This window comes from Brevibacillus laterosporus LMG 15441 (assembly GCF_000219535.2).
Classification (GTDB): domain Bacteria; phylum Bacillota; class Bacilli; order Brevibacillales; family Brevibacillaceae; genus Brevibacillus_B; species Brevibacillus_B halotolerans.
Genome location: NZ_CP007806.1, coordinates 1,134,766 through 1,158,085, shown reverse-complemented (window position 1 = coordinate 1,158,085; position 23,320 = coordinate 1,134,766). Strand labels below are relative to the sequence as shown.

Genomic DNA, 23,320 nt, shown 5'->3' with positions numbered 1-23,320 from the left:
CACATACTCGCATGTTTAGCAAAAGAGACTGCCCATGGCGGTCTTTTTGCATGCTGATGCTCATCTCGCCTGCGGTATATGAAAGGGCTGTTGAGAAATTATCTCAACAGCCCTGTAACTTCATACGGTCTATGTTGTATGTTTATCATTTGAAGGCATTTTACTGGCATCTTCCTGGAGCAGTCTGAGCAACTCCTCATACTCCTGTCGCAACCGGAAATATTCGTCAGCAATGTTTACTGAGCTTAATACAGCAATTTTAGCCGTATCTAGCCGAAAGTTCCCCTGTGCGATTTCTTTCATTTTATCGTCAACATATCTGGCTACCATCCGCATGTGGCTACTACTAGCCTTCCCGCTCAGGCGATACTGCTGACCATAGATTTCGACTGATAAACGATTTTTCCCATCTTCCTGCACGGAGTCTTCCTCCTTGAATAGCCCGACTATACGCTCATTACTACTAGGTTACTGAAAATGACTGTATTCGTCAAGGAATTTGATGGAGGTATTTACTAGGAACGTAATTCTGCTCCTACCTTGGTCAATGCTTCAATCACTTTTCCGGTGATCTCTTGCACTTCTTCATCCAGCAAGGTTCTCTCTGAATGGCGATACACAATAGAGTAAGCTACACTCTTTTTGTCAGAAGCAATACGCTCTCCTGTATAAATATCAAACAAGGTAACTGACTCAAGCAATTCCCCTGACTCTTCACGAATGATTGCTTCTAATTGTGCTACCGGCAAGCTACGTTCTACCACTAACGCTAAATCACGAGTAATAGCAGGGAATTTCGGAAGTGGTTTGTAATCAGTAAGATCTGCCGCGAAGCTGAACAGTTTTTGTAAATCAAATTGGAATACATAAGTTTCATCCAAATCATGATCCTTCTCTGTCTTAGGATGAAGCTGTCCCATATAACCGATCACTTCACCTTCAACGATGACATCGGCTGTACGTCCAGGATGCATTCCTTTGCGATTTTTATTCGCGGAATATGTTACAGCAAGAGGTTTTACTCCTAAACGGCTAAACAAGGATTCAACCAGCCCTTTCACCGTGTAAAAATCAACAGGAGCTTTTACACCCATCCAATTTACTGGCATCCACTGACCTGTTACAAGGCCACCCAGATACAAACGTTGCTCAGGTTGTTCTGTTAATTGTTCTTGTTCGGATAAGAAGACATGGCCTAATTCAAAGAAAGCTAAATCTTGGTTTTGTCTATTCTTGTTATACGTAGCCGTTTCTACAAGGCTTGCTAGCAAATTGGTACGTAATACGCTATGCTCTTCACTAATTGGCATAGCTAGTGGCACAGGGTGTAGATTACGTTCGTCTTGCAATCCGCTAAATTGTGCCAGTTTATCAGGATGCAATAATGCATAAGAAATTGTCTCAGACAGTCCAGCACCAATTAAGTGATGACGTGTAATGCGACGTAATTGCTGTTCTTTGGTTAACCTGCCTTGGATTGATTCTCCAGTTGGCAATGTTACCGGAATTTGATCATATCCATAAAGGCGTGCAACTTCTTCAATTAAGTCCTCAGGTAGCGTAATGTCGCCACGGCGAGTAGGAACCGTTACAGTGAATAATGTTTCCTCTGCTTGCTCTGTCTGGTCAAATGTAAACTGTAAACGAGTAAAGATTTCTGCCACTTGTTCCTTTGCAATACTTGTACCTAGATGTTGATTAATTTTTGCAAGGGAGACAGAAACCACAGCAGGTTGGTTTACCGTGATGGTTTGTTTAGCTGCCCCTTTCGATACCTTAGCATGGGCTAGCTTTTGAATTAAGTGTGCAGCGCGATCGGATGCAACAGAAACACGTGATTGATCCACGCCCTTCTCCCAACGAACACAGCCTTCTGTACGCAGATTCAGCATTTTAGATGTACGGCGGATAGAAGCTGGCGTGTAGTAAGCTGATTCCAAAATAATCTCCTTCGTATTGTCGACGATCTCGGAGTTCGCTCCTCCCATTACGCCGGCGATACTCAAGCCTTTTTCTTTGTCAGCAATAACTAATGCTTCTGGATCAAGAGTACGTTTTTGATCATCTAGCGTGGTTAGCTTTTCATTTTCTTGTGCCATGCGAACAATAATTTGTTGATCGGATACTTCTTTGGCATCGAACGCATGCAATGGCTGTCCGTATTCTAATAATACGTAGTTGGTAATATCCACTACATTATTGATTGGACGAGTCCCTGCTGCCATCAGACGATTCTTCATCCATTGTGGTGCGCTTGTAATCACTGCGTCAGTGAAGTGTCTACCTACAAATTCATAGCATTGCTCGCTAGCTTCAATTGCAACCGTAACAGGATTTGCTTCTCCATCCTCTGTTACTGATGCATCTGGCAATATAACCTCACGTCCATAAAGCGCTGCTACCTCGTAAGCAACTCCTAGCATGCTTAAACAGTCAGAGCGATTCGGGGTCAAGCCCAATTCCAACACGTAATCATTCAATCCTAAATACTCAATCGCATCTGCACCTAGCTCAGCATCTTCTGGTAAAACGAGAATCCCTTCCTGTTGGTCCTTCGGAAGCAATTTATCGTTTAATCCTAGTTCTTTTGCTGAGCAAATCATCCCTTGGGATTCCACACCACGAAGCTTAGATTTTTTAATTTTAAAGTTCTCAGGTAACATTGCACCGATCATCGCTACCGGAACTTTTTGTCCTTGTGCCACATTTTGTGCCCCACAGACAATTTGTAATAGCTCCTCTTGACCTACATCTACCTTTAGAACGCTTAGACGGTCTGCATCAGGATGCTTTTCACGTTCCTGAACATAACCGATAACAACACCTGTTACACCTTTATTAAGGGATTCAACACCCTCAACCTCAATTCCACTGCGAGTCATTTTTTCCGCTAATTCCTGCGGTGTTATATCTGTTAGATCGACATATTCTTTTAACCATTGATATGATACTTTCATTGCTTACATAATCCCCTTTCTTTGGCGTACCGACTAGGAACGGTTAAATTGACGTAGGAAACGCACATCATTTGTATAGAAATTACGAATATCCTCAATACCATACTTCAGCATTGCAATGCGCTCTACTCCCATACCAAATGCAAAACCGCTAACTTCCTGCGGATTATAGCCTGCCATTTCAAGAACGCGAGGATGAACCATTCCAGCACCCAAAATCTCAATCCATCCCGTTTGTTTACAAATACGGCAACCCTCTCCATGACAGATTACGCACTGAATATCTACCTCAACGCTTGGCTCTGTGAATGGGAAAAAGCTAGGACGAAGACGAATTTGCTGGTCTTCTCCAAACATTTGTTTAGCAAATGTGAGCAAGGTTCCTTTCAAATCACTCATGCTGATGTCTTTTCCAACCACAAGTCCCTCAATTTGAGTAAATTGGTGGGAATGTGTCGCGTCATCATCATCGCGGCGATACACTTTTCCAGGGCAAATGATTTTAAGTGGCGTTTTTCCTTCTTTTTTTAGCATGGTACGAGCCTGTACAGGCGAAGTATGCGTACGCAATAACAGCTCTTCTGTGATGTAGAAGGAATCCTGCATATCGCGTGCTGGATGTCCTTTTGGCAAATTGAGCATTTCAAAGTTGAAATGATCCAGTTCCACTTCAGGTCCCTCTGCTACTTCATAGCCTAGTCCAATAAAGATGTCTTCCAATTCTTCAATAATACGGGACAAAGGATGCATGGTTCCTGTCGGTACAGGACGACCTGGCAGTGTCACATCAATGGTTTGCTTATTTAGCTTCGCTTCTAGTACACGTGCTTCAAATTCCTGCTGTTTGGAAAGAATCGCTTCTTCAATCACTTGACGAACTTCATTCACTAGCTGGCCAATTTTTGGTCGCTCTTCAGCAGACAATCCACCCATACCACGTAAGATTTCTGTTAATTCGCCTTTTTTACCTAAGTATTTAACACGAAGATCCTGAAGCTCCTGTCCCTCGCCCACTTGCTTCAATAAAGCAAGTGCATTTTCTTTTAACTGTTGTAAACGCGTTTGCACAACAATCTCTCCTTTGTTTACAAATAAAAATACAACAAAAAAACTTCCTCCCTAAAAAAGGGACGAAGTTTAATTTCCGCGGTACCACCCTAGTTAGACATCTCATTATGTCTCACCTTCGCATCCGTAACGTGGATAAACCGGTTCCTCCTACTTGAAAATTCGATTGTTACTTTGATCGTAGCCAGTTAAACCACAAGCATTTGATCACAGTTTTTCAATCTTGAGTTCAGAGGTCTGCTCATGAGGGAATTCCATAGAGATCACGTAAAAGTGCTTCCAGTCGCTTTTATGCGGCACCTTTTCCCTGAACACGTCATCTGTTCTATGTACTAGTCTCAATCCTAGCATTTATGACAATTATTTTAGAATTTGCGATTAATTATACCTCACAATGGGGGTCACTTGCAAAAGAAAACCAGATAATACCCAAAAATTAGTCGCAACCACAATCTGCTTTGCGCTGACGTACCGCCTCATATAACATTACACCGGTGGCAACAGCGGCATTTAACGATTCTGTACGTCCATAGATTGGAATGTGAATCAGCTCGTCTGCTTGGGAAAGCACAGAATCAGACACGCCTCGTGCTTCATTCCCAATCACTATGGCAACTTTTCCGCTATATACCGGTTCGTCATACTCTCGGCTTTGTTGTCCAAGAGCTGTCACTAGTATACGTCCGCCTGCCATTTTTATTTCCTCCGATACAGCTTTTACATCACAAGTGAATACAGGCATACGGAAGAATGAGCCCATCGTTGAACGCAATACCTTACCATTATAAAGGTCGACACTGCCTCGTCCCATTAAAACAGCATCTACACCAGCCGCCTCTGCTGTCCGCATAATCGTGCCAACGTTACCAGGGTCTTGTAATTCATCAAGAATAAGTATGAGAAAATCATACTTTACCACTTTTTTCCATTCCGTATCCCAATCATTAGACCGCATTTTCACTTCTGCTACGATTCCTTGCGGTGTCTTCGTTTCAGATAATTTACTTAACACGACATCCGTTGTAGATATGCATTTGACAGGGTCAGAGAATGCTTCAAGCGCTCTCATCACTGTAGCAGGCAAACCTTTGCCCTCGTCAAATAAGAGCGTCACCACTTCCATATTTGACAATAGAGCTTCCTCCACCAAATGCTCTCCCTCTATGAGGAAACGCCCTGCCGCTTCTCGACCTTTTTTAGTTTGCAATTCCTTCAATCGCTTTACGAAAGGATTTTGCAAGGATTGTATATGTTCTACTTTCATGTATTTATGCCTTCTCCTCGAATTCTTTCAAATCCATATTATGACCAATAACCACCAATACATCGTCATGCTGCAAAACAATGTCTGGACCCGGGGAAATGTTAAACGATTGGTTACTCTTAATAGCAATAACGTTTACCCCATACTTGGCACGAACGTCAATGTCGCGTAGAGACTGTCCAACCATCGAATGAGATACGACGACCTCAGCCACGCTATAATCTTCAGCAAGCTCGATAAAATCCAGTACATTAGCTGATATTAAATTATGAGCCACACGTATTCCCATATCACGCTCAGGGAAAACCACTCGATCAGCTCCGACCTTATATAGAACCTGCCCATGACGCTCGTTTTGGGCTTTTGCTACAATTTTTTTAACGCCCATTTCTTTTAGAATCAGTACAGTCAAGATACTGGCTTGAATATCAGCGCCAATGGATACAACGACAACGTCAAAGTTACGAATCCCAATTTCTCGCAATGCCATTTCATCAGTAGAATCGGCAGCAACCGAATGTGTTACATTTTGGATATTTTCATTAATACGCTCTTCGTCTTCATCGATTCCCATCACTTCATAACCCATTTCGTATAAAGCATGAGCCACACTGGAACCAAAGCGTCCCATTCCGATAACGGCAAATTGTTTTGACATGATTCAACCTCCCATTTGTCCTACTAGATTATAACATAGCGCTGAAACAGTACAAAAGGAATGTAAATGTAGCGTTCAACGAATACTAATAAAAGAGATCATCTATATTTTTGATGTAAAAAGGAGTGTTATACAGGTGAATATTAATGCGTTAAATCTTCGTCAAGCTATCATGTATAAAATGCAAGGTTCCAGTCCTGCATCCGTAGAAGAAACAATCAATGATGCGATTCAAAGTCGTATGGAAAAAACCTTACCAGGACTTGGTGTATTATTTGAGGTGCTATGGCAAAACAGCGGTTCCGATCTGCAACAACAAATGGTCACTACCATTTCCGAGCATATTCCAGCGAATACAGACTCTCCTGTATAAAGTAAGAACTTAACGCTACTTTGCTACTTCTTTTTTACCAAAAGACAATGGAAACTTGCAAGTTAAGTTACCGTTGTCTTTTTTGCATAGAAAAAAGCGAGCCTTGGTTTACAACCAAAGCCCACCTTGTTTTTCCTTATTCAAAAGAAGTCAATTCGGCTACTTTTTCTTTATCTAAGCGCTTCACCAAAGCAACCAATAATTTTACCAGATTCTCATAATCATCATAATGAAGCACAGAAGCATGACTATGGATGTAACGCGTTGCTACAGAAAGCGCAATGGATGGTACCCCACTACCCGTAAGAGTAAACGCCGCCGCGTCTGTAGCCCCACCTGGAATAGAAGTTAATTGATACGGTATATTTTCCATTTCAGCCGTCTCAATAACAAAATCACGTAATTTTTGCGGTGCAATCATGCGAGCGTCATATAGCCCAATTTCAACCCCGGCACCTGCTTTGGATGGTGCATCATTTTTGCTGACGCCTGGCGTATCACCAGCGATCCCCACATCTACTGCAATACCAATATCCGGTTTTACCATATTAGCTACGGTGAAAGCTCCGCGAGTACCAACTTCCTCCATTACAGTTCCTGCTGCATACAAGGTATTAGGGTGTTCCACACCTTGAAGCCCCTTCATTAAGTCAATAGCAGCAGCACAACCCATGCGATTATCCCATGCTTTCGCCATTAGCATTTTTGGATTTTTTAATATGGTAAATGGACACACCGGAATAATCGGATCACCCAAACGAACCCCGAATTCCTCTGCTTCTTTTATACTGGAAGCTCCAATATCCACAAACATATCTTTGATTTCAACCATTTTACGGCGCTTTTCCATTGGCATAACATGAGGCGGAATAGAGCCAATTACTCCATCTAGGAAGCCATCTTTGGTTTGAATATGTACGCGCTGTGCCAGCATAACTTGCGGCCACCATCCACCCAGCGGTTGAAATTTCAGAAAACCTTCATCTGTAATCCGCGTTACCATAAAGCCAACTTCGTCCAAATGTCCCGCGATTAGCACTTTAGGCCCGTTAGCATCGCCTGTTTTTTTAGCGATTAGGCTCCCTAAATTATCATAAGTAATTTCATCTGCGTACGGTTCTATGTATGATTTCATAACCTGACGAGCTTCTTGTTCAAAACCGGGTACACCATGAGCCTCTGTTAGATCACGTAGCATTTGTTCAGTCTTTTGATCCATATCTTTCATTCCTTTCTGCGTTACGTGTTGTATCATACGAAATATGGTATCACATAATACCACATCACATACAAAGCCCCACCATTCCATAATAAACAAAGTGGTATCAGAACACAAAAAGACGGATGCTTGGTTTTATGACGCCATAAGAGCATCCCTAAACCTACGCCCACAGCACCTCCAAGCGCAGCTAGCAAAAAAAACGTAGCCTCGGGTATTCTCCAAGAGTTATGCTTGCGAGCAAGACGTTTGTCCCATCCCATTGCACACAGCGCATAAAGATTGATGAATCCAATCGCTATTGAAATAAGCAGAAGCTGATGTAATACAACTCCAATTAACAGCATAACCAATGTTATTAGAAAAATACTATTTCTCTGGCGCTTATGAGCCTGTAATTTTTTCGGGATCACTTTTGATCCCCCTCTGGTGTTTTATTCGAACGTTTTTTAAAGCAGCAAAAGCGATAAAGAATCAAGCCTATAATTAGGGCTAGTATCACCCACAATGTGATAAACCCATAATGACGGCTCACAGCGATAATATGATCGACATGGTTACCAAAAAAATAACCTAAAAAATAGAACGCCAACGCCCAAATCAGACCAGTGGAGTAGGAATATAGCGCATATTTACGAAAAGTCATACCTCCGACTGCAACAACATATGGCACTAAATGACGTACAACTGGCAGCAAATAGCTGATAAACAGTGAAAACGTACCATATTTTTGAATGAGTGCGGTCGATCGATCTATATAAGGTCCAAATTTCTTTTTCTTAGCTAACCGAGTAAGTATAGGTGGACCTACCCAACGTCCTAAAAAAAAGCCGATAGACAGACCCGAAACCACTCCCAAATAGCCAGCAAAAAAGGCATAGTACGGATTCAAGTAACCCAGAGCAGCCACTAGTCCACCTGTTGCTACTACCAGTTCATCAGGAACAGGCAAACCCACAATGCCCAGCCACAGGAGGAAAAAGATGGCCAGATATCCATATTGTTCAATAAAATGAAGTAACACATCCACACTCATGTCCAAAGAAGCTCCCCTTTTGTCTTATCTGAGATCCAAACGTCTTTATCGTTGGTATTACGATTTACTTATCATTTTCGTTACATTCCTCATCGAATTCGCAGGAAAAGTTTAGGCAATAAAGGTTTTCGTCATGTGTAAGAACTACTTTGGGCATGGTGCAAAAATAGCAGTGTGGATCGCGTACCTAGGTCACTTTATACTACTGTCTGTTTCCTTCTGGGTACTGTCTAGGCAACTGTTTGTGGTACCGGTACACAGACGAATGTATTGGAAGCCCCCTCCACAAATGGATAATACATCACCAAAACAAAATTACCTTCAACCATTTCACCCGTTTTTATATAGTGTTCTACATTAAATGAGACATGCGCTACTGTAGTATGTTTCGCATATTCCTTTTCTGTTTCAGCGTGTAGGGCAAAATCTGCACGTAAATCTTTACGTTTACTTGCTACATTTTGATAAATCGCTTGTAATTCTGATTTGTTGATCGTATCTTCCCACCAGATTTTACGCGGCCGATATTTCTGACTTAATAAGTAATCAAACTTTAACATACTTAATGAATGACTTGTTTGATTAGGAGCTTTCCTTTCAAGAAAACGTTGGAGACGAATAAACAAATCTTCTAGCTGGTGCCCAAAGCGTCCCCAGCCTTGCTCTTCCCAATAATCGCCAAACTCTTGAAAGAAATCAAATGGCGTCGCAAAATGATGAGCCATAATCCATTCAAACGCCTTGTCCATTCTATGAGCATTCCAATATTTCTCTAAAATATCTTCCGTACGCTTAATGCGCTGCATGTCATTAAAGGAAAGTACGTTATTCCCAAGGATTTCATAGGGTGACTGATCCATAAATATATACCCATGTTCTGCAGCACGAGCCCTCACACCTGTACCTCGTAGCATTTTTAAAAAGCCTAATTGCAACTCTTCCGGACGCAAAGCAAATACTTCGTTAAACGTCTTGCGGAAGGATGCATAATCTTCCTCTGGTAATCCTGCGATTAAGTCTAAGTGCTGATCAATTTTACCAGATTCTTTGATTTTCAGCACGGTATAACTTAATTTTTCAAAATTTTGTCGGCGCTGTACAAGACGATTTGTTTCGTCATTGGTTGATTGAACCCCAATTTCAAAGCGGAAAATACCTGGCGGCGCATTCTCAGCTAAAAAGTCCACTACATCTGGCTTCAGAATGTCAGCTGTTATCTCAAATTGAAAAATGGTTCCATTATGGTTATCAATTAAAAATTGAAAGATCTCCATAGCATACTGCTTATTAATATTAAATGTCCGATCCACAAATTTAACGGTTTTCACTCCATGATCTATTAAACGCTTCAAATCGCGCTTCACCCGATCTAGATCAAAATAGCGAACTCCATTTTCAATGGAGGACAAACAGTACTGACAGCGAAAAGGGCAACCGCGAGATGCTTCAAAATAAACGACACGGTTATTTAATTCATCTAAATCCTCTTCATAAGGAGATGGTAAATGGTTTAAATCCTTCGTTTGTATACGTTGCATCGAAAAACGGACACGTTCCCCATCCCGATAAGCAATACCTGGTACTTCTTTTAATAGCGGAGCGTCACCGGTTTGTTTTGCCCGGTCATAAGCCTGACATAATTCCAGAAATGTCTCTTCACCCTCACCCATTACAATTACATCAATGGCAGGATAATTTTTCATCCATTCGTCTGTATCGTACGAGACTTCTGGACCTCCTAATATAATCGGCACATTTGGACAAATCTTTTTTACATTATTAATTACGTCCAGCGTCTCACGAATATTCCAGATATAACAGGAAAATGCAATGATATCAGGCTGACGCTTATGAATATCCCCAACAATATTAATCAAAACATCATTAATGGTATATTCGACCAGTTCGATATTTGGATAATGAGGCTTTGCATAGCTACGCAAATACCGTAAAGCCAAAGAAGAATGAATATATTTGGCGTTAAGGGTTGCAAGTAAAATTTTCATTAGATATGGTCACTCCTTTTTCTACGCCCTTCATTATACTGTTCTGCGCAATTCTCTGACAACATGTCCTAGTTCGGGCAGGATTAATTTGACCATTGCTAGTTTAACCGCTCCTGTGGAACCTGGTGTGGAAAAAATCGCTTTTCCCTTATAGGTGCCCGCTATCGCTCTAGATAGTATGGATGCGGAACCAATATCCTCGGTATAACTTAGCATGCGGAAAATCTCGCCAAACCCGGGCATCTCTTTATCAAGCAATCCTTTTACCGACTCATATGTATGATCACGAGGAGCAATACCAGTTCCTCCGTTAAGCAAAATTACATCTACCTCTGGGTGCTCTATACCTTGCTCAATTACAGCCTGTATCTGCGCTGGTTCATCTTTTACAATATAATAAAGAAGAGTGGTATGACCCGCTTCTTTCAAAAGATTTTTCATTAGCTTTCCACTTTTATCTGTTTCTTCGTCCCTTGTATCAGATACGGTGACAACCATTACCCCCACACTTTTAGGTGCAGTTGCTTTATGTTCGGTTGTGCTCATTTCATTATTCCTCCTCGGATACCTCTTTTTCAAAACGCTACAGTTCCATTGTACTCGATCATAAGCCAGATTATAGAGACAAGCAACGAAAAAACTAGATTGTAATTCCTATCATACCCTTCTTTTTCCAAGCGCAAAAGCCCGACACTTCTGTGGCACTCTAGACCACAAAGTTCGGGCTAATGGATGATAACTTACTTACATATCTCTTGCTTTGTATTCATACATAAATGAAAAGCACTTATGGCAAATCAATCAGCATAAAATAGGAGTCTTGTCCTGCTACTAGCTCCAGCTTATCCAAATCGGTAATTCGCGCTGAATCACGTCGTTCTAATACTTGTCCGTTGACCTCTACTTGTCCCTCCATGATAAATAGGAACGTTCGTCTATTCGTCTGCTGTGGGAACAAGATGTTCTTACCTGCTTCTAAACGAGACAAATAAATAGTCATATCTTGATGGATATGTGCAACACGATGCTCTTGTTGATTAGCCGATACAACAGGCAATAAGGCATTTAGCATCGCCTTTTGATCATAAGCAAACTGTTCGTATGACGGCGTTAAGCCATACTCCTTCGGTTCAAACCATAATTGAAGCAGCTTCGCTTCCTCCGTAGTGGAGCCATTATACTCAGAGTGCAAAATACCTGTACCAGCAGACATACGTTGAATTTCGCCCGGCTTAAGCTCCTCTTCATTTCCTGTATTGTCTTTATGGCGCAGAACACCTTCTAGCATGATCGTAACAATCTCCATCTCCTTGTGCGGATGTGTTCCAAAACCATATCCAGCTTGGATGGTATCGTCATTTAGCACTCTCATGGGACCAAAGTTCATATTGTCTGGATCATAATATTCTGCAAAGGAAAAACTAAATTGTGTTTTCAACCAGCCATGATTCGCTTGGAAACGAGAATCTGATGGAAAAATTTTTATCATAGTAGCTCACCTCATAGCTTTAGTTTGTGGGTATTGTAACGATATATTCTTGTTTCCATCGTATCAAAGTAACTAACTTTTGTAAAGTAACTAATTATTTATTGAAAACAAAATGAATCGAGTCCTTTTTTGAAACTTATATCTTCTACCTCCGTATACAGAATAAATCGAAGTTTTATGTCGATTATTTTTTCATGCAAAAACACTACTTCCTATTCATATAGATCAAGGAAAATATCGAGAAAAGGAGGCATCCCATCCTTATGGCTTTATTACTAAAAATACTTTTACCTATTGGTTGCTTCTTTCTTTGTTGGTATTTTATGAGTCGTTTATTTCATCCCTTACGTGCATTTAGGCAAGCTAGACGAAAAGGTACGTTTCATTTATTAGATACGCCAAGTAATATCAGACAAAATCTGCTTTTAACGTATAAAAAGGCGGTATATGAAGGGGAAAAATACTCAGAACCAGGTAAACCCTCCCATGTAAACTGGATCGTGTTAACCTTAACCAAGCCTACTACGGAAGAACTATTGTCTTTAGACTATGAGCTAATGGAAAGCCGTTTACATGAGCATTATCCTCAAGCCCAAATACAATGGCCACCTTGTACGAAAAGGAACTCTCTTTAGGCCTTGATTGGGGCCTTTTTTTATTTTGAGCTGTTTGTAGAGCACAATTACCGCTCTCCTTCTTCATGTTTATTGATCTTTTACTACTTATGCCGGACTCTTTTTTTAACGTTACATTTATTGGAATTTCGGTACTTTTTCTTATTGATGAACAATTGATTTTCTGCTACGCTTGTGAGCAGTTTCCACTACAAAACAAAGTAAGACCTTACTTTTAATGGTTATACTATCAATAACGACGTATTTCCTTAAAAGGTAATGTCAGGCAAAGGAAGAGGTTGCGATGTTAGTAAAATTAATTAAAAAATTCCATTTAAGCCCACCCAAGGTGCTCGTCTTAGGCTTTGCGCTTATCATTGCAATTGGTGCCATCTTATTAACTCTTCCTATTGCAACGAACGACGGCCAGGGGCTTTCTTTAATCAACGCCGTGTTTACCTCTACGTCTGCTACCTGCGTAACAGGACTAGTAGTAACAGATACTGGAACAACTTTTACACTGTTTGGGCAACTAGTGATTTTAGCACTCATTCAAGTAGGCGGTTTAGGATTCATGACTCTTGCTACTTTTTTTGCTCTTCTTATGGGGAAAAAAATATCCTTACAACAGCGTCTCTTGTTGCAGGAGTCTCTTAACCAGATTTCTATCGAGGGGGTAGTCAGGCTTGCCAAGATGCTTCTGATCTTTACAGGCTTGATCGAATTGACAGGGGGAATTTTGCTTACACTACGCTTTGCCTTTGATATGCCGTTTGCGAAAGCTTTGTATTACGGTATGTTTCATTCCATATCTAACTTTAACAATGCCGGATTCGATCTCATGGGCGAATTCAGTAGCTTAACCAAGTATGTGAGTGATCCCATCGTTAATATAACAGTTTGTTTGCTGATTATTTTAGGCGGGATTGGATTTATTGTGATGGCAGAAGTATATGGGTATCGAGATACGAAACGATTATCATTACATACAAAGGTTGTTCTAACTACCACAGCCATTTTGATTGTTCTAGGTACGCTAGCCATTTTTATCCTAGAGTTTACTAATTCCAAAACGCTACAGCCATTGTCTCCTGTTGGTAAGTTTTTTGGAGCGCTCTATCAATCTGTTACGGCTAGAACGGCTGGCTCTAATACGATAAGCATTGGCGATATGCATCAGTCGAGTTTGTTCTTTATGATTGTGTTAATGTTTATCGGGGCTTCACCTGGATCTACAGGTGGCGGTATTAAAACTACCACCTTTGCCACCCTATTAGGAGCAGTATGGGCGCAAATAAAAGGGAGAGAAGATGTTATTTTCTACCGTCAACGTATTCTGCCGCATATGATTTATAAATCCCTAACCGTAACGATGACGGCCTTATTTATCGTAATTATAGTAAGTATGATTTTGACGATTACTGAGCCAGGCAAGGATTTTTTAATGATTCTCTTTGAGAGTGTCTCTGCCTTTGCAACGGTTGGTTTATCAATGGGACTTACCCCTGATTTATCTGATATCGGAAAAATTGTCATCTCCTTGACCATGTTTGCTGGACGTGTAGGACCGTTAACTATCGCCTTTGCATTAGCTCAGCGAAATCGAAAGGAATACTTCCGCTATCCAAAAGGAAAAATTATGATCGGGTAATGCGAAAAACACAAAAAGACCACTCAGAAAAACTTGTTTTCTGTAGTGGTCTTTTTTCCATTTTATTTAGCAATGACTGCCTTCCTTAGTTCAGCAACAACCAACTGCCCCATTTCTATCGTACTAAGCGCTTCTGCTTTATTGGCTGCCAGATCACCTGTACGATGACCTGCTTCCAATACAGACCATACCGCTTGCTCGACTCGGTCTGCGGCTTCATCTAAATGCAATGAGTAACGCAGTAGCATCGCTACAGACAAGATCGTAGCTAGCGGATTAGCAATGCCCTTCCCGGCTATATCGGGTGCTGACCCATGTACTGGCTCATACAAGCCAAAGCTGCCTGAAGCAAGGCTCGCAGAAGCCAGCATGCCGATAGAGCCAGTCAGCATGGCAGCCTCATCACTTAAAATATCCCCAAACATATTCTCCGTTACAATCACATCAAATTGCTTTGGTGCACGCACTAGCTGCATGGCGCAAGAGTCAACCAGCATATGTGAAAGTTCTACATCAGGGTAATCGGTAGCAACCTGATCAGCCACCTTTCGCCATAGACGTGAGCTTTCCAATACATTTGCTTTATCCACGGAGACAAGCTTCTTTTGCCGTTTTCGAGCGATGTCAAAAGCGGTTCGTATGATGCGCTCCACTTCTTCCTCACGGTATAGTAACAAGTCCTCTGCTGTATCCTGTCCATCCTCTCCGATATAGCGCTTCTTGTCACCAAAGTAGATGCCACCTGTTAATTCACGTACAACGATTAAATCAACGCCTGCCACTACTTCTGGTTTTAAAGAGGATGCTTCTAGGAGACTTTCATGCATGGTTGCAGGCCGCAAATTAGCAAACAGACCTAATGCTTTGCGAATCCCCAGAAGACCTGTTTCCGGGCGTAAGTGGCCCGGATTCTGGTCCCATTTTGGGCCACCAACTGCACCAAGCAATACAGCATCCGCCTCTTTACATATGCGGATTGTCTCCTCAGGCAACGGTGTTCCTTCTTCATCAATCGCACAACCGCCGATTTTTCCATAAGTAAACTGAAAGCAGTGACCTGTTTGCTCAGCAACTACTTCTAATACTTTAACCGCTTCGGCAACAATTTCAGCCCCAATTCCATCCCCTGGAAGAACGGCCACATTAAAGGTTTTTGTCATATCTCGATCTCTCTCTTTCGCTTCTTAACTAACTGGTACTCCCGGTCATTCGCAATTCTCTCTCTATTTCCTCAATCCGAATCATTGGACTTTTGGCTGTAAACTGGTCATTAGACTGGTTGTGCGTCAAGGACCTCTCCGCGTGCCCGAATCAGCTTGTTAATTGCTCGCACATAGGCAATCGCACTCGCTTCCATAACATCGGTACTTAGCCCTCTTCCTTGAGAAATTTCATCTCCTTGCTGCAGACGAACATACACTTCTCCTAGAGCATCTTTCCCGTGTGTAACCGAGATAATCTTATAATCAATTAATGTGACATCTTCACCGATCGCTCTATCGATAGCTTTGTAAATGGAATCGACCGAACCATTGCCACAAGCAGCTTCTTCATAAGTCTCACCATCTGCGCGAATGATGCGTACGCTGGCTGTGGGGGTGCTTTGATTGCCATAGGAAAGCTGAATGGAATCAAGCTGATACATTTCTTCACTATCAGCCATTTTCGCATCAATTAATGCCAAAATATCGTCGTCACTAACTTCTTTCTTTTTATCACATAGCACTTTAAATGCCTGGAAAGCCGTATCAATCTGCTCCGTCTCCAAATGATAGCCAAGCTCTGCAAGCTTATCCTTAAAGGCATGTCGCCCTGAATGCTTGCCTAATACCAATAGATTAGACTTGTACCCTACTGTTTCTGGACGGATAATCTCGTAGGTTTCCGAATTTTTTAATACGCCATCTTGATGGATACCCGATTCGTGTGCGTACGCGTTTGCACCTACAATGGCCTTGTTACCAGGCACAATCATCCCCGTTAGACGGCTGACCAATTGGCTGGTACGGGCAATTTCTTTCAACTGCCATTTTGTTTCTACCTGATAGAAGCTCTTTCTTGTTTCCAGGGCCATCACAACTTCTTCTAGCGACGTATTACCTGCTCGCTCACCGATTCCATTGATTGTACCTTCCACTTGCGTTACTCCTGCTTCAATCGCGGCCAAGCTATTCGCAACAGCCATTCCTAAATCATCATGACAATGACAGCTTAGCTTAATACTCGCCGTTTCAGGGACACGAATAATCATTTCGCGAAAAATGTTTCCGTATTCCTGCGGTGTTAAATAGCCCACTGTGTCAGGCAGATTAATAACATTGGCTCCAGCCGCAATAGCAGCCCTCACTACCTCTGCCAAATAAGGAAGCTCCGTACGACCAGCATCTTCAGCGGAAAACTGTACGTTAGATACGTACTTTTTCGCATGCTTGATCGCTGCTACCGCTCGTTCAATCACTTGTTCCTTTGACATGTTTAATTTATGCTCACGATGAATTGGAGACGTAGCCAGAAAAACATGAATGCACGGATTTTGAGCATCACGTAGCGCCTCGTAGGCCTTATCAATATCACCTGATACAGATCTGGCTAGGCTGACAACTGTTGCATTTTTTACTCGTTTAGCGACTTCAGCAACCGACCGAAGATCACCGGGGGAGGCAGCGGCAAAGCCAGCCTCCATTCGAGAAACACCCAAACGTTCGAGTTGGAGAGCAATCTCCACCTTTTCATTCATGCTCAAATTCACTCCTGGAGATTGTTCTCCATCACGCAATGTGGTATCAAAAATCTCGATAGTACGCATTACACTTCCTCCTCCCAGCTCTCCATTTTGTTTATAACTCAATAAATATATTGAGTGCTTTTTGACGTAATCAGATATCTTAGGCTTTTACTGGAGCTTGCTCCTCTTTCTTTTCTTTTTGAATCCAAGCCATCATATTGCGTAATTTTTCACCCACTTGCTCAATGCCATGCTCACTTTCTAGGCGGCGACGAGCATTGAAGCCTGGGCGGTTCGCTTGATTTTCGAGAATCCAATTACGCGCGAATGTTCCATCTTGGATTTCTGCAAGAACTTTTTTCATCTCTTGACGTGTTTCATCTGTTACAATGCGACGCCCTGTGCTATAGTCACCATACTCTGCTGTATCACTGATGGAGTAGCGCATACGAGCTAAGCCACCTTCATACATCAAATCAACGATCAGCTTCAACTCATGCAAACACTCGAAGTAGGCGATTTCCGGCTGATAGCCTGCATCTACTAGCGTATCAAATCCTGCTTTTACTAGCTCAGATACGCCACCGCACAATACAGCCTGCTCACCAAACAGATCTGTTTCTGTCTCTTCACGGAACGTGGTTTCAATAACCCCTGCCTTGGTGCTGCCAATTCCGCTTGCATAAGCAAGAGCTGTTTCTAATGCTTTTCCGCTATGATCCTGATGAATAGCTACCAAGCTAGGTACACCAAAGCCTTCTACATATACACGGCGAACCAAGTGACCAGGACTCTTAGGTGCGACCATAATGACATCTACATTGTCAGGCGCTACAATTTGACCGAAATGAATATTGAATCCGTGTGAGAAAGAAAGGGTCGCTCCTGCTTTTAAATTCGGTTGAATCTCTTCTTTGTAGACACGGCCCTGATGCTCATCCGGAAGCAGAATTTGAATAACATCTGCCTGACTGGTAGCCTCTGCTACTGTGTACACTTCAAAACCATCGTTTTCAGCCTGTTTCCAGGATTTCCCCGGGCGTAGACCAATGATTACTCGATATCCGCTATCACGTAGGTTTTGGGCTTGTGCATGACCCTGACTACCGTACCCAACGATCGCGATAGTTTTTCCGTATAGAGCAGCTTGATTAGCATCTTGTTCATAATAGATTTTCATCATAAGTAAATTCCTCCTAGTTTTTGGGTTGTTTTTATTTGTAAATTTTAAAAATTCAATTTCTATTAAATTAACTGATTAAACTTGCATTAATTCCAGACTTAGACCGCGAGCCATTGCTACGCTTCCTGTGCGTGTTAATTCTTCGATTCCATAAGGAGATAGCAAAGCTAGCAGAGCATCGATTTTCTCACTATCACCAGTTGCCTGAATAATAATGGATGTAGGTCCGATATCGACAATGGAGGCTCGAAACGGTTCTACAATCCCAGTGAGCTCCGTCCGCTGACCAGCTTCGGCATGAACTCGAATTAACGCAATTTCTCTTGCTACCATCGGGTCCTTACTCAGATGGGTTACCGAGATAACATCAATAAGCTTACACAATTGTTTCATCAATTGATCAAGCTGGTGCTCATCTCCGTTTGTTGTAATAATCATTCGGGACAAACCTGCTTCTTCTGTTGAGCCTACAGTAATACTGTCGATATTAAAATTGCGTTGGCCAAACAGTATGGCTACTCGAGTCAGAACACCGGGATGGTCGTTTACCAAAAGAGCTAATGTATGTCGCTGCATGTTACTCATCCCCCAGCATCATTTGATCTAGCGTGCATCCCGCTGCCACCATTGGGTACACGTTTTCTCCAGCTGCTACTCTAAAATCAATTACCACAGGCCCATTGAATTCCAATGCTTCCTTCCAGACAGACCGAGCTTCTGCTGAGGTAGTAGCTCGCATTCCTCTGATACCATAGGCTTCTGCTAATTTCACAAAATCAGGGCTACATGTTAAATCAATCGAACTATAGCGCTGATCGTAGAATATCTCTTGCCATTGCCGAACCATGCCTAGACATTGATTATTTATGATAACCACTTTGACAGGAAGCTTGTGTTGGGCTAAAATCGCTAGCTCCTGATTGGTCATCTGGAATCCCCCATCTCCTACGATGCTGATTACAGTACGACCAGGATAAGCAATCTGCGCTCCAATCGCTGCTGGAAAACCAAAGCCCATCGTGCCAAGACCACCAGATGAAATAAATGAGCGCGGATTTTTGACCTTGTAATATTGGGCACTCCACATCTGATGCTGCCCAACATCCGTTGTCACAATAGCTTCACCGTTTGTTGTTTCATAAAGCATTTCGATTACTTCCTGCGGTTTAAGCTGACCATCTTTTTTATAGCTGTACGGGTGCGCCTTCTGCCATCCATGCAATTGTTTCAGCCATGCACTGGTTTGGAGCGGTTTAGCTAGTAATAATGCTTTTTCTAACGTACTTTTGATGTCTCCTGCTACACAGACTGCTGTTTTAACATTTTTGCCTAATTCTGCCGGATCGATATCCACATGGACAATTGTGGCGTTTGGTGCGAATTCCTTCGTGCGCCCCATCGTAATGCGATCATCAAAACGTGCTCCTAAACCAATCACACAGTCTGCATTAATTAAAGCTTGATTAGCCGTATAATTCCCGTGCATGCCCGGCATACCAAGTGATAATTCATGTGTTCCAGGAAAATTTCCTAGTCCCATAAATGTACTGATAACAGGGATGCGGGTCAGTTCTGCAAAAGCTAGTAATTCCTGATGAGCATTAGCAGCTAAAATACCCCCTCCAGCTAAAATGACTGGGCGTGTAGACTTATTGATCGCTGTATTAAATTGCTCCATTTCATCGTCTGAGGGTATCAAAGTAGGTGAATAGCCGCGAACGCTAACACTTTCAAGCGGGTGAAACGGTGCTACGCTATTGCAAACATCCTTGGGAATATCAATCAGCACCGGACCTGGACGACCTGTCGTTGCGATATAAAAAGCCTCTTTTATGATGCGTGGAATATCGCGGATATCACGAATAAAATAGTTATGCTTGGTAATCGGCATGGTAATCCCTGTAATGTTTGCTTCCTGAAAAGCGTCTGTTCCAATCATGTTTTGGGCAACGTTTCCGGTAATGCAGACGAGCGGTACGGAGTCCATTTGTGCTGTGGCAATGCCTGTGACTAAATTGGTAGCCCCTGGCCCTGATGTAGCCATTACTACCCCCGCTTTTCCACTTGCTCTTGCGTATCCATCGGCTGCGTGAATAGCCCCTTGCTCGTGCCTTGCCAAAATATGCTTTAAACGGCTGCCATAGAGTGAGTCGTAAATTGGCAGAACGGCTCCTCCAGGATAACCAAAAATATGCTCAACACCTTCTAGCAATAGGCAACGCAACAGGGTTTCTGCCCCTGTCAGTTCTTCTCCAAATCTCATTTCAGGTAACATCCGCGTCTGTTCTGCGGTCTCGATCATCTTCTCTCCTCCCTATCCCTTTTAGCAAGTAAAAGTCTTTTTTTGCATAAAAAAATCCCATCACCCCGACATACGAAAGATGTCTGATTGGGGCGAAGGGATTCGCGGTACCACCCAAATTTGCTGATTCCTCGCGGAAGATCAGCCTTGGACAGGTCAGTGATAACTCTGACTGTCAGCGCGATAACGGGCGCTAAGCGGTTACACCTACTAGACCTAAATCGTTCAGCTAACAGCTCAGAGGCGAGCAATTCATTACGTTCCTATCCGGTTCTCAGCATCCCGGACTCTCTGTGAAAGAATGAGTAACCAATCATGTCCTCATCAAAGCCATCGAAATATTCTCTCAAATCGAAATAATTCAGTTTAAAGTGTCATGTGAATTGTCTGAAAATAATTGTTATGACTGATTATAGCCAGCCCCAAAATATGTGTCAATGAAATCAAATTCTTTTTATTAAACTTTTTCCCGAACGATTGCTCACTAGAATTGGTCAGGCTCTTATGGATCATAACTGAAAGCGCATACAAGATTTTTTGTTTACATACCTGTTTTTTTTTAAAGAATTTTCTTTGGAGCATTTGTCCCACACGAATATTCCTTAAAAGCAGAACTAAACAAATCACTAACATTCAAAACGATACAAATACATAACGTTCGTTATTTTCTCAATACCTACTCATTCATAGTCGACCTAGTTATCTGCTGTTTTATTCCCCATACGCCCTATGTATCCAAATGCATAAAAAAAACGCAGAGAAGCTATCATTTCTCTGCGTATGTCTATTTTTCACTGTATTTATCCACTTTTCCCTCTCAATTCGTATTCCTCTACTTCTGTGTGTTCACAGTTTATCCTTGCATTTTTTCTCGTTTGCGAAGACCTTGTATTAACACCTGCGCTACTTCTGGACGTGAAAATTCTGGTGGAGGAGTAATGCCATTTCGGAGTAATTCCCGTACTTTAGTCCCTGATAATGCAACGTGATGGGCTTTGTCATGCGGGCATGTTTTCGTCGTAGCCATTCCTTGGCATGCTTGGCAGAAAAAGCTATGCTCAAAAAACAAGAGCGTTATTCCCAGCTCCTCTGGGGTAAATTCTGAAAAAATATGTTGTGCATCATATGTGCCATAATAGTCGCCAACACCTGCATGATCTCGTCCCACGATAAAATGCGTGCATCCATAATTCTTTCTAACTAGGGCATGAAAGACAGCTTCCCTTGGCCCGGCATAACGCATTGCCGCTGGAAAGGCTCCCAAAAAAACACGATTTTTCGGATAGTAGGTTTCGAGTAAAACAAAATAGCTCTTCATTCTTACAGAGGCAGGTATATCATCCGATTTTGTTTGACCTACCAGCGGATTTAAAAATAACCCATCCACAATTTCTAAAGCCGCCTTCTGAATATATTCATGTGCACGATGTACTGGATTTCTTGTTTGAAAGCCTACGATACTTTTCCAACCAAGCCTTCTAAAAAAATCTCTCGTTTCACTTGGGGTATAATAATAATTGGCAAACAGCTCTGGTTGTGGACGTTGAATTACCTGTATACTCCCACCTACGTAAAAAGCAGGGCGTTGATATAGCTTAGCTACTCCAGGGTGAGCTAGATCAGTCGTTTTATATACTTGAAGAGCTTCTCTCTTTTTGTCCGGCAGGTAGACATCCCGAACCGTCAGGACAGCATAATTCTTACCATCCTGTCCGCGTAACACCAGCTTCTCACCAACAGCTAAATCGCTAAACTCTTCAGGTACTGCCAATGTGATCGGTACCGACCAAACCGTTCCATCAGGTAAGCGCATGTGCTCTACCACTGAATCATACTCTTCTTCTGTTAGAAAACCCTTTAGCGGAGAAAAGGCCCCAATCCCTATACAATCAATATCAGACAAAGTCCATTCATCCACAGTAACGAAACGATAGGGAAGTAAGCGTTGGTTATTCTCTTCTACGAATATAGGAGATAACAAACGATTTACCAGAGTCCCACCATGAGCTAGATAGTGTTCTGCCACGATTATTCTCATTCCTTTCTAAACATTCCTCACTGTCGTCTTTATGCAGGGAATTTATTTGTGTAAACCACACTCTGTTTTTTCAAAACCTGACCAACGTCCGGCACGGGGATCTTCCCCGGGGAGCACCACGCGGGTACAGACTGAACAACCGATGCTCGGATAATTTTGATCGTGTAGCGGATTGTAAATAACATCATACTTGCGGATATACGTCCATACATCCTCACTCGTCCATGCTGCTAGCGGATTGCATTTTAGCAGACCAAATTTTTCGTCCCACTCTATCTTTTTGCTGTTGGCACGCGTTGGAGCCTGATCGCGGCGAATCCCTGTAATCCAAGCCTCATAGTTGCTCAAAATACGTGTTAGCGGCTCTACCTTGCGAATGTTACAACAGGCTGTAGGATTGCTTTTCCACAGCTCATCTCCATACTGGATACGCTGTTCTTCTAGGGTCAGTAACGGTGACACCCTAATAAAAGAGGTGGCATAATGCTTCTCAAGTCGATCACGCGTTTCATATGTCTCTCTAAAATGTTTATTTGTATCCAGATAAAACACAGGCGTTTTTGGCGCAATTTTTTGCAGCATATCAATTAGCACCACATCCTCGGCCCCGAAGCTAGATGCAAGTACAATGCCAGCACCATAGTTTTGCGTTGCCCAAGTCAATAATTCCTCTGCTTTTGCATCCTCGAACCGATTGGCCAACGATCCAATCTCGGGTAAGGTCAATTTGTTCATTG

Annotated in this window: 21 protein-coding genes; 3 read left to right on the top strand and 18 right to left on the bottom strand. The window is 42.3% G+C overall.

The window, feature by feature from the left end; all coding sequences use genetic code 11:
* Positions 1-129: 129 nt before the first annotated feature.
* The 5 genes from zapA to BRLA_RS05425 form a co-directional block, all read right to left on the bottom strand.
* Positions 130-420: a cell division protein ZapA gene (gene zapA / locus BRLA_RS05445; RefSeq protein WP_003335012.1), complete on the bottom strand. Its 291-nt coding sequence runs from the start codon at positions 418-420 to the stop codon at positions 130-132.
* A gap of 95 nt (positions 421-515) precedes the next feature.
* Complete coding sequence (gene pheT, locus BRLA_RS05440) at positions 516-2,957, bottom strand: phenylalanine--tRNA ligase subunit beta (RefSeq protein ID WP_003335013.1); 2,442 nt, start codon at positions 2,955-2,957, stop codon at positions 516-518.
* Between the two features lie 33 nt (positions 2,958-2,990).
* Positions 2,991-4,025, bottom strand: coding sequence for a phenylalanine--tRNA ligase subunit alpha (gene pheS, locus BRLA_RS05435; RefSeq protein ID WP_003335014.1), 1,035 nt, complete (start codon positions 4,023-4,025; stop codon positions 2,991-2,993).
* Between the two features lie 436 nt (positions 4,026-4,461).
* Positions 4,462-5,289 carry a TrmH family RNA methyltransferase gene (locus BRLA_RS05430; RefSeq protein WP_003335015.1) on the bottom strand — a complete coding sequence of 276 codons (828 nt, stop codon included), beginning with the start codon at positions 5,287-5,289 and terminating at the stop codon, positions 4,462-4,464.
* A 4-nt stretch (positions 5,290-5,293) separates the two neighbouring features.
* Complete coding sequence (locus BRLA_RS05425; RefSeq protein WP_003335016.1) at positions 5,294-5,947, bottom strand: potassium channel family protein; 654 nt, start codon at positions 5,945-5,947, stop codon at positions 5,294-5,296.
* 136 nt (positions 5,948-6,083) lie between these two features.
* Between BRLA_RS05425 and sspI the strand changes: the two genes are divergently transcribed.
* On the top strand, positions 6,084-6,320 hold the full coding sequence (sspI, locus tag BRLA_RS05420) for a small acid-soluble spore protein SspI (protein WP_003335017.1): 237 nt from the start codon (positions 6,084-6,086) through the stop codon (positions 6,318-6,320).
* Between the two features lie 136 nt (positions 6,321-6,456).
* Here sspI and BRLA_RS05415 read toward each other — a convergent pair whose 3' ends face one another.
* The 6 genes from BRLA_RS05415 to BRLA_RS05390 all read right to left on the bottom strand — a co-directional run bounded on the left by BRLA_RS05415 (position 6,457) and on the right by BRLA_RS05390 (position 12,070).
* Positions 6,457-7,539 (bottom strand): M42 family metallopeptidase, encoded by a 1,083-nt coding sequence (locus BRLA_RS05415; RefSeq protein WP_003335019.1) that lies wholly within the window; start codon positions 7,537-7,539, stop codon positions 6,457-6,459.
* Between the two features lie 32 nt (positions 7,540-7,571).
* A complete protein-coding gene (locus tag BRLA_RS05410; RefSeq protein ID WP_041751968.1) occupies positions 7,572-7,952 on the bottom strand; it encodes a DUF1294 domain-containing protein in 381 nt (126 codons plus the stop codon).
* Complete coding sequence (locus BRLA_RS05405) at positions 7,949-8,575, bottom strand: DedA family protein (RefSeq protein ID WP_003335021.1); 627 nt, start codon at positions 8,573-8,575, stop codon at positions 7,949-7,951. The genes BRLA_RS05410 and BRLA_RS05405 overlap by 4 nt, the downstream gene beginning before the upstream one ends.
* Before the next feature lie 230 nt (positions 8,576-8,805).
* The gene (locus tag BRLA_RS05400; protein WP_003335022.1) at positions 8,806-10,581 is read right to left on the bottom strand and encodes a B12-binding domain-containing radical SAM protein; all 1,776 of its coding nucleotides are present in this window, start codon (positions 10,579-10,581) and stop codon (positions 8,806-8,808) included.
* Positions 10,582-10,614: 33 nt separating this feature from the next.
* Complete coding sequence (locus BRLA_RS05395; protein ID WP_003335023.1) at positions 10,615-11,127, bottom strand: MogA/MoaB family molybdenum cofactor biosynthesis protein; 513 nt, start codon at positions 11,125-11,127, stop codon at positions 10,615-10,617.
* 241 nt (positions 11,128-11,368) lie between these two features.
* Complete coding sequence (locus tag BRLA_RS05390; RefSeq protein ID WP_003335025.1) at positions 11,369-12,070, bottom strand: pirin family protein; 702 nt, start codon at positions 12,068-12,070, stop codon at positions 11,369-11,371.
* Positions 12,071-12,333: 263 nt separating this feature from the next.
* Here BRLA_RS05390 and BRLA_RS05385 point away from each other — a divergent pair, with 263 nt between their 5' ends.
* Positions 12,334-12,705, top strand: a complete 372-nt coding sequence (locus BRLA_RS05385; RefSeq protein ID WP_003338947.1) for a hypothetical protein — start codon at positions 12,334-12,336, stop codon at positions 12,703-12,705.
* A gap of 283 nt (positions 12,706-12,988) precedes the next feature.
* Positions 12,989-14,335: a TrkH family potassium uptake protein gene (locus BRLA_RS05380; protein ID WP_003335028.1), complete on the top strand. Its 1,347-nt coding sequence runs from the start codon at positions 12,989-12,991 to the stop codon at positions 14,333-14,335.
* A 62-nt stretch (positions 14,336-14,397) separates the two neighbouring features.
* Here BRLA_RS05380 and leuB read toward each other — a convergent pair whose 3' ends face one another.
* The 7 genes from leuB to BRLA_RS05340 all read right to left on the bottom strand — a co-directional run bounded on the left by leuB (position 14,398) and on the right by BRLA_RS05340 (position 23,318).
* A complete protein-coding gene (gene leuB / locus BRLA_RS05375; protein ID WP_003335029.1) occupies positions 14,398-15,495 on the bottom strand; it encodes a 3-isopropylmalate dehydrogenase in 1,098 nt (365 codons plus the stop codon).
* A gap of 110 nt (positions 15,496-15,605) precedes the next feature.
* Positions 15,606-17,141 carry a 2-isopropylmalate synthase gene (locus BRLA_RS05370; RefSeq protein WP_003335030.1) on the bottom strand — a complete coding sequence of 512 codons (1,536 nt, stop codon included), beginning with the start codon at positions 17,139-17,141 and terminating at the stop codon, positions 15,606-15,608.
* A gap of 79 nt (positions 17,142-17,220) precedes the next feature.
* Positions 17,221-18,243, bottom strand: a complete 1,023-nt coding sequence (gene ilvC / locus BRLA_RS05365; RefSeq protein WP_003335031.1) for a ketol-acid reductoisomerase — start codon at positions 18,241-18,243, stop codon at positions 17,221-17,223.
* Positions 18,244-18,318: 75 nt separating this feature from the next.
* Positions 18,319-18,819 (bottom strand): acetolactate synthase small subunit, encoded by a 501-nt coding sequence (gene ilvN / locus BRLA_RS05360; protein ID WP_003335032.1) that lies wholly within the window; start codon positions 18,817-18,819, stop codon positions 18,319-18,321.
* 1 nt (position 18,820) lies between these two features.
* Positions 18,821-20,545 carry a biosynthetic-type acetolactate synthase large subunit gene (gene ilvB / locus BRLA_RS05355; protein ID WP_003335033.1) on the bottom strand — a complete coding sequence of 575 codons (1,725 nt, stop codon included), beginning with the start codon at positions 20,543-20,545 and terminating at the stop codon, positions 18,821-18,823.
* An 853-nt stretch (positions 20,546-21,398) separates the two neighbouring features.
* A complete protein-coding gene (sat, locus tag BRLA_RS05345) occupies positions 21,399-22,583 on the bottom strand; it encodes a sulfate adenylyltransferase (RefSeq protein WP_041751966.1) in 1,185 nt (394 codons plus the stop codon).
* A 42-nt stretch (positions 22,584-22,625) separates the two neighbouring features.
* Positions 22,626-23,318, bottom strand: a complete 693-nt coding sequence (locus tag BRLA_RS05340; RefSeq protein WP_003335035.1) for a phosphoadenylyl-sulfate reductase — start codon at positions 23,316-23,318, stop codon at positions 22,626-22,628.
* Positions 23,319-23,320: the final 2 nt, after the last annotated feature.